The sequence below is a fragment of the Streptomyces cahuitamycinicus genome (assembly GCF_002891435.1).
In the GTDB taxonomy this organism is placed as follows: domain Bacteria; phylum Actinomycetota; class Actinomycetes; order Streptomycetales; family Streptomycetaceae; genus Streptomyces; species Streptomyces cahuitamycinicus.
In genome coordinates, this window is record NZ_POUC01000229.1 from 1 (window position 1) to 12,624 (window position 12,624).

At 73.0% G+C, this 12,624-nt stretch carries 11 protein-coding genes; 9 read left to right on the forward strand and 2 right to left on the reverse strand.

Translation table 11 applies throughout. The annotated features are described in order from the left end of the window. Nucleotides 1-206: 206 nt before the first annotated feature. The 3 genes from C1J00_RS26445 to C1J00_RS26455 are packed head-to-tail and all read left to right on the forward strand — an operon-like array spanning nucleotide 207 to nucleotide 3,126. Nucleotides 207-1,070 carry a DUF5819 family protein gene (locus C1J00_RS26445; RefSeq protein ID WP_102911551.1) on the forward strand — a complete coding sequence of 288 codons (864 nt, stop codon included), beginning with the start codon at nucleotides 207-209 and terminating at the stop codon, nucleotides 1,068-1,070. Beyond that, nucleotides 1,067-2,278 carry an HTTM domain-containing protein gene (locus tag C1J00_RS26450; protein ID WP_102911542.1) on the forward strand — a complete coding sequence of 404 codons (1,212 nt, stop codon included), beginning with the start codon at nucleotides 1,067-1,069 and terminating at the stop codon, nucleotides 2,276-2,278. Before C1J00_RS26445 ends, C1J00_RS26450 begins: the two co-directional genes overlap by 4 nt. Then, nucleotides 2,275-3,126, forward strand: coding sequence for a TrmH family RNA methyltransferase (locus tag C1J00_RS26455; protein WP_245936509.1), 852 nt, complete (start codon nucleotides 2,275-2,277; stop codon nucleotides 3,124-3,126). The genes C1J00_RS26450 and C1J00_RS26455 overlap by 4 nt, the downstream gene beginning before the upstream one ends. On the opposite strand, the gene paaN is transcribed toward C1J00_RS26455, so the two are convergent. After that, on the reverse strand, nucleotides 3,123-4,814 hold the full coding sequence (paaN, locus tag C1J00_RS26460; RefSeq protein ID WP_102911543.1) for a phenylacetic acid degradation protein PaaN: 1,692 nt from the start codon (nucleotides 4,812-4,814) through the stop codon (nucleotides 3,123-3,125). The two genes, C1J00_RS26455 and paaN, sit on opposite strands and share 4 nt — an antisense overlap. A 160-nt stretch (nucleotides 4,815-4,974) precedes the next feature. Here paaN and C1J00_RS26465 point away from each other — a divergent pair, with 160 nt between their 5' ends. Next, the gene (locus C1J00_RS26465) at nucleotides 4,975-6,498 is read left to right on the forward strand and encodes a 3-hydroxyacyl-CoA dehydrogenase (RefSeq protein ID WP_102911544.1); all 1,524 of its coding nucleotides are present in this window, start codon (nucleotides 4,975-4,977) and stop codon (nucleotides 6,496-6,498) included. After that, a complete protein-coding gene (locus tag C1J00_RS26470) occupies nucleotides 6,495-7,085 on the forward strand; it encodes a TetR/AcrR family transcriptional regulator (protein ID WP_102911545.1) in 591 nt (196 codons plus the stop codon). Before C1J00_RS26465 ends, C1J00_RS26470 begins: the two co-directional genes overlap by 4 nt. 46 nt (nucleotides 7,086-7,131) lie before the next feature. Here the strand turns inward: C1J00_RS26470 and C1J00_RS26475 are convergent, their stop codons facing one another. Next, on the reverse strand, nucleotides 7,132-7,653 hold the full coding sequence (locus C1J00_RS26475; protein WP_391123743.1) for an Lrp/AsnC family transcriptional regulator: 522 nt from the start codon (nucleotides 7,651-7,653) through the stop codon (nucleotides 7,132-7,134). A 154-nt stretch (nucleotides 7,654-7,807) separates the two neighbouring features. Between C1J00_RS26475 and pdhA the strand changes: the two genes are divergently transcribed. The 4 genes from pdhA (at nucleotide 7,808) to C1J00_RS26495 (ending at nucleotide 12,472) form a co-directional block, all read left to right on the forward strand. Further along, on the forward strand, nucleotides 7,808-8,953 hold the full coding sequence (pdhA, locus tag C1J00_RS26480) for a pyruvate dehydrogenase (acetyl-transferring) E1 component subunit alpha (protein ID WP_102911547.1): 1,146 nt from the start codon (nucleotides 7,808-7,810) through the stop codon (nucleotides 8,951-8,953). Beyond that, nucleotides 8,950-9,954 (forward strand): alpha-ketoacid dehydrogenase subunit beta, encoded by a 1,005-nt coding sequence (locus C1J00_RS26485; RefSeq protein WP_102911548.1) that lies wholly within the window; start codon nucleotides 8,950-8,952, stop codon nucleotides 9,952-9,954. Before pdhA ends, C1J00_RS26485 begins: the two co-directional genes overlap by 4 nt. Next, a complete protein-coding gene (locus C1J00_RS26490; RefSeq protein ID WP_102911549.1) occupies nucleotides 9,954-11,408 on the forward strand; it encodes a dihydrolipoamide acetyltransferase family protein in 1,455 nt (484 codons plus the stop codon). The genes C1J00_RS26485 and C1J00_RS26490 overlap by 1 nt, the downstream gene beginning before the upstream one ends. A gap of 83 nt (nucleotides 11,409-11,491) precedes the next feature. Beyond that, nucleotides 11,492-12,472 carry an NTP transferase domain-containing protein gene (locus C1J00_RS26495; protein ID WP_102911550.1) on the forward strand — a complete coding sequence of 327 codons (981 nt, stop codon included), beginning with the start codon at nucleotides 11,492-11,494 and terminating at the stop codon, nucleotides 12,470-12,472. Nucleotides 12,473-12,624: the final 152 nt, after the last annotated feature.

Genomic DNA, 12,624 nt, shown 5'->3' on the forward strand with positions numbered 1-12,624 from the left:
GTCGGCAGCGTCAGAGGTGTATAAGAGACAGGTCCGGTCCAGGCGCGCCTTCCGGGACCGCCGGTCCCGGTACGCATTCCCCGGCCGCCGGTCCGGATGTGCCTTCCGAGGCATTCGGTCCCGGTGTGCCGTCCGAGGCCACCGATTCGGTCCTGCCATTCGGGGCCACCGATCCGATCGTGCCGCCCGGGGCCCCCGATCCAACCGTGCGATCAGGGCCCGCAGAACCGGCGGGGCCCGCAGAACCGGCGGGGCTCGCTGGGCTGCCTGGGCCCGCCGTACCTTCCGGGCCCGCCGTACCTTCCGGGCTCGCTCGGCCTTCCGGGCTCGCTGGGTCGTCCGGGCCCGCAGAACCGTCCGGGCCCGCAGAACCGCCCGGCCCCGCCGTCCCGTACCCGTTCGGCGAGCCCGGTACCGGCGTCGCCGCGCTCTCCCTCCGCTACCGGATCGGGGTCGCCCTGGCGCTGGCGGTCGTCGCCGTCGGGGTGTGTGTGCATCTGGGGATGACGTTCCTGCACGTCGCGCCGGCGAACACGGTCACCAAGGCGCACGGCGAGGCCGTGGACGACTGGATCTACCCGGAGTTCGAGCAGAACTGGAAGCTCTTCGCGCCGAACCCGCTGCAGCAGAACATCTCGATCCAGGTCCGCGCCGGGGTCCGGGGGCCGGACGGCATGACAATGACCACCGGCTGGTACGACCTGTCCGCCGAGGACGGCAAGGCCATCGACGGCAATCTGCTGCCCAGCCACACCCAGCAGAACGAACTGCGCCGGGCCTGGGACTTCTACGTCGCGACGCATGACAGCGAGAACCGTCCGGTGGGCCTGCGCGGTTCGCTCTCGGAGTCGTATCTGCGCCGGATCATGGTGCTGCGTCTGGACCGTGACGACGCGGTACGGGCCGCGACCGGGGGCGACGGTGTCGTCGAGCGGGTGCAGGTGCGTTCCCGGACCAGCAACGTGCCGCCGCCCGGGTGGAGCCGGGAGAAGGTCTCCACGACGCCGTCCTACCGGGAGCTGCCGTGGTGGAAGGTCCCGCAGGACGAGGCCGCGGGAGGCGTGCGGTGAACCGCTTCTCGCTGGCCGTCTCGGGCGGTATCGCCCGTGTCACCGAGGCCGCCCTGGGCCCCTACCAGACGGCCGTCATCCGTATCGGCTTCAGTGCCACCTGGCTGCTGTTCCTGCTCCGCGAGCTCCCCCACCGCCACGAGCTGTACGGTCCCGACGGCCCCTGGAGCTGGGATCTCGCCCAGCAGCTGATCGCGTCCAACGGCGCCTTCACCGCGCTGATGTGGTCGGACGGGCGGGTCTGGTTCGAGATCGTCTACGCGCTCGCGGTCCTCTCCGGCGTCCTGCTGATGCTGGGCTGGCGCACCCGCACCATGTCGGTGCTGTTCATGGTCGGTGTGCTGTCGCTGCAGAACCGCAGCGTCTTCATGGGCGACGGCGGCGACAACGTGCTGCACCTGATGTCGATCTACCTGGTCTTCACGAGGTGTGCCCAGGTGTGGTCGCTGGACGCTCGGCGGGCGGTGCGGGACCGGGCGGCCCGGGTGCGGGGCGAGCGGGTCACGGACCGGACCGGGCCGGTGCTGTGGGGCGTGTTCGGGTTCGTGCTGGTCGCCGTCACCCTGGTGGGCCGGATGGAGGTCGACCGGCTGATACCCGCACTGCTGTGGACGGTGTGGGTGGTGCAGGGCTTGTGGTGGCTGGTCGGGCGGCGGGCCGGGACCGGTGAGCCGCGGATCCTGCTGGACGTGATCGGCAACGTCGTGCACAACGGCGCCCTGCTGGTGATCATGGCCGAGGCGTGCCTGATCTACGCGACGGCCGGCTGGTACAAGGTCCAGGGCTCCCGCTGGCAGGACGGCACCGCGGTCTACTACCCGCTCCACCTGGAGTACTTCTCGCCCTGGCCGGGGCTCGCCGATCTGCTGTCGGCCAGCGGCACGATGGTGATGCTGGTGACCTACGGGACGGTCCTGGTGCAGGTCGCCTTCCCGTTCACCCTGTTCAACCGGCGGGTGAAGAACGTCCTGCTGGCGGTGATGATGACCGAGCACGCCGTGATCGCCGTGGTCCTCGGTCTGCCGTTCTTCTCGCTGGCGATGATCGCGGCGGACGCGGTGTTCCTGCCGACGGGCTTCCTGCGCCGCCTGGGCGACCGGGCGGCACACGCGTGTGCCCGGCTCGCGCGCCGGGGCCGGCGGGTGTCCCTGCCCGGGCAGCGGGCCCATGAGAAGCACGACGCCGAGCACGTAGGCTCCGGGGCATGACCGACCCCGTGACCCTCTGGCACCGGCTCGCCGGCGACACCGTCCTGCTCGACGGGTTCCACGCCCTCAAGCACGCGCTGCGTTTCGGTGCCGAGGTGCCGGTGGCGGTCACCGCGGACCGGGCCGCCGCGCTCGCCCTCGCCGACGAGCTGGCGCCGGACGTACGGGACGTGCTGGCCGGGCTGCTGACGGAGGTGCCGTACGAGACGTACACGTCGTTCGTGCCCCGCCCGCACCCGACGGCGGTGGCCGCCCTGGCGGTGCGGCCCTCCCGCGAGTCCAGCCTCGAGAAGCTGGCCCGGACGCCCCGCACGGCCCCGGTCGTGGTCCTCGACAACCCGCGCAACCTGGGCAACGCGGGTGCGGTGATCCGTCTGGCCGCCGGTTTCGGGGCGACCGGTGTGGTGACGACCGGGACGGTCGACCCCTGGCATCCGACGGTGGTGCGCGGCGGGGCGGGTCTGCACTTCGCGACGGCGGTGGAGCGGCTGGCCGCCGACGAGCTGCCGCCGGGCCCGCTGTTCGCCCTGGACCCGGAGGGCGACGACATCCGGGGCGTCAAGCTCCCGGACGACGCCGTCCTCGCGTTCGGCTCCGAGCGCACCGGCCTGTCGGCCGAACTGCGCGCCCGGGCGGACCATCTGCTGTCCCTCCCGATGCGCCCCCAGGTCAGCAGCTACAACCTGGCGACGAGTGTGGCGATGACGCTCTACCACTGGAGCGCGGGCTTCGGGGCGTCCCTTCAGGGACGCGGGGAGCTGCGCGAGCTACCCACCGCGGCGGGTACTCGCGCGACGACGAGAACCCCCGAGCTCCTGGAGGACGACAGGCCCTCTGGGCGCCTCTAGGCGTCCCGCCGCACCTCGACCACCCGGAACCGGTTGGCGACGAACGCCCCGTCGCACAGTGCCGCGCTGGCCGCCGGATTGCCGCCCGAGCCGTGGAAGTCGGAGAAGGCGGCCGTCTGGTTCACGTACACCCCGCCCGTGAGGTTCAGCGACAGCTGCGCCGCCTCCTCCAGGCAGACCTCCTGGACGGCCTGCTCGACCTCCGGGTCGGTCGTGTAGGCCCCGACGGTCATCGCGCCCTTCTCACGGACGGTCCGGCGCAGCAGCTCCGCCGCGTCCGCGGCCGAGTCGACCGCCACGGCGAAGGACACCGGTCCGAAGCACTCGCTCATGTAGGCGGCCTCGTCGTCCGGCTTGGCCCCGTCCAGCTTGACGATCACCGGCGTGCGGACGACCGCCCCCGGGAAGTCCGGGTTGGCGATCTCCCGGGAGGCCAGGGCGACCTCGCCCAGTCCAGAAGCGGCCTCAAGCCTGGCCTTCACGTCCGGGTTGACGATGGCGCCCAGCAGCGCGTTCGCCCGGGCGTCGTCGCCCAGCAGACCGTCCACGGACTTGGCGAGGTCCGCGACCACCTCGTCGTAGGACTTGGGGCCCTGGTCGGTGGCGATGCCCTCGCGGGGGACCAGCAGGTTCTGCGGGGTGGTGCACATCTGGCCGCTGTAGAGGGACAGCGAGAACGCCAGGTTGGAGAGCATGCCCTTGTAGTCGGACGTGGAGTGGACGACGACGGTGTTGACGCCGGCCTTCTCCGTGTAGACCTGCGCCTGGCGGGCGTTGGCCTCCAGCCAGTCGCCGAACTCGGTCGAGCCCGTGTAGTCGATGATGCGGATCTCGGGGCGCAGGGCGAGCGTCTTGGCGATGCCCTCGCCGGGGCGTTCGGCGGCCAGCGCGACGAGGTTCGGGTCGAAGCCGGCCTCGGTGAGCACCCCGCGCGCGACCTGCACGGTGAGCGCGAGCGGCAGCATCGCGCGCGGGTGGGGCTTGACCAGGACGGCGTTGCCTGTGGCGAGGGAGGCGAACAGGCCCGGGTAGCCGTTCCACGTCGGGAAGGTGTTGCAGCCGATCATCAGGGAGATGCCGCGCGGGACCGGCGTGAACTGCTTGTTCATGGCCAGCGGGTCGCGCTTGCCCTGGGGCTTGGTCCACTCGGCGTTGTCGGGCGTGCGCACCTGCTCCACGTAGGCGTACGCCACGGCCTCCAGGCCGCGGTCCTGGGCGTGCGGCCCGCCCGCCTGGAACGCCATCATGAACGCCTGGCCGGAGGTGTGCATGACCGCGTGGGCGAACTCGTGGGTCCGGTCGCTGATGCGCTTGAGGATCTCCAGGCAGACCACCGCGCGCTGCTCCGCGCCCGCGTCGCGCCAGGCCCGCTGTCCGGCCTTCATGGCGGGCAGCAGCACGTCGAGGTCCGCGTGCGGGTACGTCACGCCGAGGCCGACGCCGTAGGGGGACGTCTCGCCGCCCACCCAGTCGTCCGTGCCCGGCTGGCCGAGGTCGAGGCGGGAGCCGAGCAGGGCGTCGAAGGCGGCCTTGCCCGCCGCCGCGTCCAGGCTGCCGTTCTCCCCGTAGGCCTTCGGGTGCTCGGGGTGCGGGGACCAGTACGCGCGGGTGCGGATCGCTTCCAGCGCCTGGTCGAGGGTGGACCGGTGCCGGGCGATCAGCTCGTGCGCCGAGAGTGCGGCGGTCATGGGTGACCAACTCCTCGTCTCAAGAACTCCTCGTCGAGTTCATGACCTGGGCAGAAACCTGGGCGTGAACACTCGGACAGAGCTAGAGTAACCGAACGATCGGTCGGTTCAAGGGGGTCCGCCGCATCTGTGGAAAACCCCGTGCGGGAGGATCGCGCACATGACAGCACTCGACCTCAGCAGTCCCGTGGCCGTCGTCGGAACCGGCACCATGGGCCAGGGAATCGCCCAGGTCGCGCTGGTCGCGGGCCATCCCGTACGGCTGTACGACACCGTCCCGGGGCGGGCCCGGGAGGCGGCCGAGGCGATCGGCGCCCGGCTGGACCGGCTAGTGGAGAAGGACCGGCTCACCGGCCCCGACCGGGACGCCGCCCGAGCCCGGCTGCTGCCCGCCGAGGACCTGTCCGAGCTCGCCGACTGCGCCCTGGTCGTCGAGGCCGTCCTGGAGCGGCTGGACGTCAAGCAGGACCTGTTCCGCGCGCTGGAGGGCATCGTCGACGACGACTGCCTGCTCGCCACCAACACCTCGTCGCTGTCCGTCACGGCCATCGGTGGCGCCCTGCGCATCCCGGGCCGGTTCGTCGGCCTGCACTTCTTCAACCCCGCGCCGCTGCTGCCCCTGGTCGAGGTCGTGTCCGGGTTCGCCACCGACGTCTCGTCGGCCACGCGCGCGTACGAGACCGCCCGGGCCTGGGGCAAGACGCCGGTCGCCTGCGCGGACACCCCCGGCTTCATCGTCAACCGCATCGCCCGGCCCTTCTACGCCGAGGCCTTCGCCGTCTACGAGGCGCAGGGCGCCGACCCGGCCACCATCGACGCCGTGCTGCGCGAGTCGGGCGGCTTCCGGATGGGAGCGTTCGAGCTGACCGACCTGATCGGCCAGGACGTCAACGAGTCCGTCACGCAGTCGGTCTGGCAGTCCTTCTTCCACGACGTGCGCTTCACGCCGTCCCTCGCCCAGCGCCGCCTGGTCGAGTCGGGCCGGCTCGGCCGCAAGACCGGCCACGGCTGGTACGACCACCGCGAGGGCGCCGAGCGCCGTGAGCCGGACACCGCCGAGCGGCGGCAGCCGCCCGCGTACGTCGTCGCCGAGGGCGATCTGGGGCCGGCCGCCGAGCTGCTCGGGCTGATCCGCGAGGCGGGCATCCCGGTCCGTGACGAGAGCGACGACGACGACCAGGGGGCCTGTCTGCTGCTCCCGAGCGGCGGCCGGCTCGTCCCAGCCGACGGGCAGACCGCCGTGGAGTTCCGGGACATCGTCTACTTCGACCTCGCCCTGGACTACCGCCGGGCCACCCGGATCGCCCTGTCCGCCTCCCAGGACACCTCCCCGCAGGTCGTCTCGGAGGCCGCCGGCCTCTTCCAGGCGCTCGGCAAGCAGGTCAGCTTCATCGGCGACATGCCCGGCATGATCGTCGCCCGCACGGTCGCGCGGATCATCGACCTGGCGCACGACGCGGTCGCCAAGGGCGTCGCCACCGAGGAGGACATCGACACCGCGATGCGCCTCGGCGTCAACTACCCCCTGGGCCCCTTCGAGTGGAGCCGCCGCCTCGGCCGCACCTGGGCCTATGTGCTCCTGGACGACCTGCACCGGCGCGAACCCTCGGGCCGCTACGCGCCGTCCCTGGCGCTGTACCGCCACGCCCACGCCCCCGACCCGCGGGAAGGCACAGTCTCATGACCACCGCCAAGCGCGACACCTACACCCCGGACACGCTGCTGTCCGTCGCCGTCCGGGTGTTCAACGAGCGTGGCTACGACGGCACCTCCATGGAGCACCTCTCCAAGGCGGCCGGCATCTCCAAGTCGTCGATCTACCACCATGTGGCCGGCAAGGAGGAACTGCTGCGCCGGGCGGTGAGCCGGGCCCTGGACGGGCTCTTCGGGATCCTCGGCGAGGAGCACGCGCGCGTGGGTCGTGCCGCCGACCGCCTCGAGTACGTCGTCCGGCGCATGGTCGAGGTGCTCATCGCCGAACTGCCCTACGTGACCCTCCTGCTGCGCGTGCGGGGCAACACCGACACCGAGCGGTGGGCCCTCGACCGGCGCCGCGACTTCGACCACCGCGTCGCCGACCTGCTCAAGGCCGCCGCCGCGGACGGGGACGTGCGCGCCGACATAGAGGTCCGGCTGGTGACCCGGCTGGTCTTCGGCATGATCAACTCGATCGTCGAGTGGTACCGGCCGGACGGCCGCGGCATGAACGAGCGCGAGGTGGCCGACGCGGTGGTGCAGGTGGCCTTCTCAGGGCTGCGCAAAGCCGCCTGACGGCGTCCCTCTGCGTGAGTACCCGCGCGTGGGCGGGGAGCGGACCTCACCCCTGCGGCTCCAGGTCCTCCTCCTCGAACACCAGCAGCGTGCGCGTGCTGAGCACCTGCGGGATCGCCTGCAGCCGGGTCAGCACCAGCTCGCGCAGCGCCCGGTTGTCGGACACGTGCACCAGCAGCAGCACGTCGAAGTCGCCGCCCACCAGGGCGATGTGGGAGGCCCCGGGCAGCTGTCTGAGCTCCTCGCGCACCGTGCGCCAGGAGTTCTGCACGATCTTCAGCGTGATGTAGGCGGACGTGCCCTGACCTGCCCGTTCGTGGTTGACGCGGGCGCCGAAGCCGCGGATCACGCCGTCCTCGACGAGCCGGTTGATGCGGGCGTAGGCGTTCGCGCGCGAGACGTGGACCCGCTCGGCGACCGAACGTATCGAGGCGCGGCCGTCCGCCTGGAGCATGCGCAGGATGTCCTGATCTATGGCGTCCAGAGGTCGCGCCGGCGGCAGCGCGCCGCCGTCGTCCTGCCGCTCGGCCATTTGTTCAGATGCCACCTGCGCCGACCTCCCTACCATGGACGTACTGCGTCCATCTCAGGCCGTGGAGAACCGTTTGTCCACAGCCTGAGGCCACCCATAGCCAAATTGTGCCGTCGACCGAACAATCGGTAGGTGAGGCGGGTCACAGCCGACGCGCCTCTTCGAGCCGCTCCCACGAGGAGGTGCCGTCATGACGGTCATGGAGCAGCGGGGCGCTTACCGGCCGACCCCGCCGCCCGCCTGGCAGCCGCGCACGGATCCCGCGCCGCTGCTGCCCGACGCGGAGCCGTACCGCGTCCTCGGCACCGAGGCGGCCGCCAAGGCCGATCCTGAGCTGCTGCGGACGCTGTACGCGCAGCTGGTGAAGGGCCGCCGCTACAACGCGCAGGCCACCGCCCTCACCAAGCAGGGCCGTCTCGCGGTCTACCCCTCCACCACCGGCCAGGAGGCCTGCGAGGTCGCCGCCGCGCTCGTGCTGAAGGAGCAGGACTGGCTCTTTCCCAGCTACCGCGACACCCTCGCCGTGGTCGCCCGGGGTGTGGACCCGGTCGAGGCGCTCACCCTGCTGCGCGGCGACTGGCACACCGGCTACGACCCGTACGAGCACCGGGTGGCCCCCCTGTGCACCCCGCTCGCCACCCAGCTGCCGCACGCCGTGGGCCTCGCGCACGCCGCCCGCCTCAAGGGCGACGACGTGGTCGCGCTGGCGATGGTCGGCGACGGCGGCACCAGCGAGGGTGACTTCCACGAGGCGCTGAACTTCGCCGCCGTCTGGCAGGCCCCGGTGGTCTTCTTCGTGCAGAACAACGGCTTCGCGATCTCCGTCCCGCTCGCCAAGCAGACCGCGGCCCCGTCGCTGGCCCACAAGGCCGTCGGCTACGGCATGCCCGGCCGCCTGGTCGACGGCAACGACGCCGCCGCCGTGCACGAGGTGCTCTCCGACGCCGTACGCCACGCCCGCGCGGGCGGCGGCCCCACCCTCGTCGAGGCGATCACCTACCGCGTCGACGCCCACACCAACGCCGACGACGCGACCCGCTACCGCGTCGACGCCGAGGTCGAGACCTGGCGCGAGCACGACCCGGTCCAGCTGCTGGAGCGCGAGCTGACCGGGCGCGGCCTGCTCGACGAGGCCGGCATCGAGGCCGCCCGCCAGGACGCCGAGACCATGGCGGCGGCCCTGCGCGAGCACATGAACCAGGACCCGGTCCTCGACCCGATGGACCTGTTCACCCACGTCTACGCCGAACCCACCGGCCAGCTGCGCGAGCAGCGGGACCAGCTGCGGGCCGAGCTGGAGGCCGAGGCCGACACCGAGGGGGGCACGCACCGATGACCACCGTCGCCGTCAAGCCGGCCACCATGGCGCAGGCCCTCACCCGCGCGCTGCGCGACGCCATGGCCGCCGACCCCGCCGTGCACGTGATGGGCGAGGACGTCGGCACCCTCGGCGGCGTCTTCCGCGTCACCGACGGACTCGCCAAGGAGTTCGGCGAGGACCGCTGCACGGACACCCCGCTCGCCGAGGCGGGAATCCTCGGCACCGCCGTCGGCATGGCGATGTACGGCCTGCGGCCGGTCGTGGAGATGCAGTTCGACGCGTTCGCCTACCCGGCGTTCGAGCAGCTCATCTCGCACGTGGCCCGGACCCGCAACCGCACCCGCGGCAAGATGCCGCTGCCGATCACCATCCGCGTCCCCTACGGCGGCGGCATCGGCGGCGTCGAGCACCACAGCGACTCCTCCGAGGCGTACTACATGGCGACTCCGGGGCTCCATGTCGTCACGCCCGCCACCGTCGCCGACGCCTACGGGCTGCTGCGCGCAGCCATCGCCTCCGACGACCCGGTCGTCGTCCTGGAGCCGAAGCGGCTGTACTGGTCGAAGGACGCCTGGAACCCCGAGGAACCGGCGCCCGTCGAGCCGATAGGCCGCGCGGTGGTGCGGCGCCCGGGCCGGAGCGCCACGCTCATCACGTACGGGCCCTCCGTACCCGTCTGCATGGAGGCGGCCGAGGCGGCCCGGGCCGAGGGCTGGGACCTCGAAGTGGTCGATCTGCGCTCCCTGGTGCCGTTCGACGACGAGACGGTGTGCGCCTCGGTACGGCGGACGGGACGCGCGGTCGTCGTCCACGAGTCGGGTTCCTTCGGCGGCCCGGGCGGGGAGATCGCGGCCCGGGTCACGGAGCGCTGCTTCCACCACCTGGAGGCGCCGGTGCTGCGCGTGGCCGGGTTCGACATCCCGTACCCGCCGCCGATGCTGGAGCGTCACCACCTGCCCGGTGTGGACCGGATCCTGGACGCCGTGGGGCGTCTGCAGTGGGAGGCCGAGAGCTGATGGCACACGCTTCTGGTATGCACAGCCTGGAGTTCAAGCTGCCCGACCTCGGGGAGGGGCTCACCGAGGCGGAGATCGTGCGGTGGCTCGTCGAGGTCGGGGACCTCGTCACCATCGACCAGCCGGTCGTCGAGGTCGAGACGGCCAAGGCGATGGTCGAGGTGCCGTGCCCCTACGGCGGTGTGGTCACGGCCCGCTTCGGCGAGGAGGGCACGGAACTGCCCGTCGGGGCGCCGCTGATCACGGTGGCGGTGGGGGAGAAGCAGCCCACCGCCGGCACCGGCGACACCGGCACCGAGGGCTCGGGCAACGTCCTGGTCGGGTACGGCACCTCCGAGGCGCCCGCGCGCCGCCGGCGGGTCCGGCGGGAGCGGCCGGTGTCCGGCGCGTCCGCCACAGCCGGACAGACCGGTGCCGCCGGGGCGGCGAACGGGCGGGCCGATGCCGCCGCTGCCCCGGTCGACGCGCGCGCCGCGGGTGCCGCGGCGGCGGTGGACGGGCAGGCGGGCGGCCCGGCGACCGAGGACGGGCCCGTCCCCGTGATCTCGCCCCTGGTGCGCCGCCTGGCCCGGCAGAACGGCCTGGACCTGCGGGAGCTGACCGGATCCGGCCCCGACGGGCTGATCCTGCGGGCGGACGTGGAGGACGCCCTGCGCACCGCCGGCCGGGGCGCCACTGCGGCGCCGGCGGCCGAGGCACACCCGCGCGTGCCGCAGACACCGGGCCCGGCCCTCGCCGCGCCGGGGTCGACGACAGCGGCCCCCGCCGAGGTCCGCACCCCGCTCAAGGGCATCCGGGGCGCCGTCGCCGACAAGCTGGCGCGCAGTCGCCGCGAGATCCCGGACGCCACCTGCTGGGTGGACGCCGACGCCACGGAGCTGATGCGGGCGCGCACGGCCATGAACGCGGCCGGCGGACCGAAGATCTCCCTCCTGGCCCTGCTGGCCCGGATCTGCACCGCCGCCCTCGCCCGCTTCCCCGAGCTCAACTCCACGGTGGACGCGGAGGCCAGAGAGGTCGTCCGGTTCGGCCAGGTGCACCTGGGCTTCGCGGCGCAGACCGACCGGGGCCTGGTCGTCCCGGTCGTACGGGACGCGCACGCGCGCGACGCGGAGTCGCTGACCGCCGAGTTCGCCCGGCTGACCGAGGCGGGCCGGACCGGGACGCTCACGCCGGGCGACCTCACCGGCGGGACGTTCACGCTGAACAACTACGGCGTCTTCGGCGTCGACGGCTCCACCCCGATCATCAACCACCCCGAGGCCGCCATGCTCGGCGTCGGCCGCATCGTCCCCAAGCCATGGGTGCACGAGGGCGAGCTGGCGGTGCGGAAGGTCGTCCAGCTCTCGCTCACCTTCGACCACCGGGTGTGCGACGGCGGCGTCGCGGGCGGTTTCCTGCGGTACGTCGCGGACTGCGTGGAACAGCCGGCGGTGCTGCTGCGGACGCTGTGACGCCTGGTCCTCCGAGCCGGCGTTCGTGATCGCGTCGCTTCCCCCGCGTTCCGTGTGATCGCGGGGGCACGCATACTCGGAGGGTGACCGCCTACCAGCCCACCGGTGAACCCGGCGCCGCCACCGGCCCCGCACAAGGGGCCGGCCCCGCCCGGTACGACGCCGTCGTGCTCGCCGGCGGCGCCGCCCGGCGCCTCGGAGGCGCGGACAAACCCGGTGTACGGGTGGGCGGCCGTCCCCTGCTCGACCGGGTGCTCGCGGCCTGCACCGGCGCTCGCACCACCGTCGTCGTCGCCGCTCCCCGCCCGACCGCACGGCCCGTGACCTGGGCCCGCGAGGACCCACCCGGCGGCGGACCGCTCGCCGCGCTGGACGCCGGGCTCCGCCACACCACGGCCGAGCACGTCGTGGTGCTCTCCGCCGACCTGCCGTTCCTGCACGAGCCGACCGTGGACCGCATGCTGAGCGCGCTGCGGACGAGCGGCCGCGACGGCGTGCTGCTGACCGACCCCGGCGGCCGCGACCAGCCACTCGTGGCCGCCTACCGCGCGCCGCGGCTGCGCGAGGAACTCGCGCTCCTCGCCGGCCGGCACGGCGCCCTCGCCGGTCTGCCCCTGCGGCGTCTCACCGCCGAGCTGGATCTCACCCGCATCTCCGACCCCGTCGCGTCCTTCGACTGCGACACCTGGGGCGACATCGCCACCGCCAGGGCACGTATCAGGGAGCATGGGCACGTGTTGGATGAATGGATTTCCGCCGTCAAGGACGAACTCGGGATCGACCTCGATGTCGACACCCGCGGCCTGCTCGACCTCGCCCGCGACGCCGCCCACGGTGTGGCCCGGCCCGCGGCGCCGCTGACCACCTTCCTCGTCGGCTACGCGGCCGCGCAGTCCGGCGGCGGCCCCGAGGCTGTCGCCGAGGCCGCCCGCAAGGCCGTGGCCCTCGCCGCCCGCTGGGCGCAGGAGAGCACCTCCGGGGACCGGCCCTCCGGCGAGCCGCAGGCCTCCGCGGGCGATGTCGCCCCCGACGCCACGCCCGACACCCGCCCGGACGCCGGATGACTCCGCACGGCGCCCGTGCCGGTGAGGACGCCGAGGACCTCGACGTCGAGGAGGTGCTCGCCCTCGTGAACAACAGCAACGGCAGCCACCTGCCCGATCCCGCAGCACCAGGCGGGGCGGACAGCGCCCACGCCTCCCACCAGCCGGTCCCC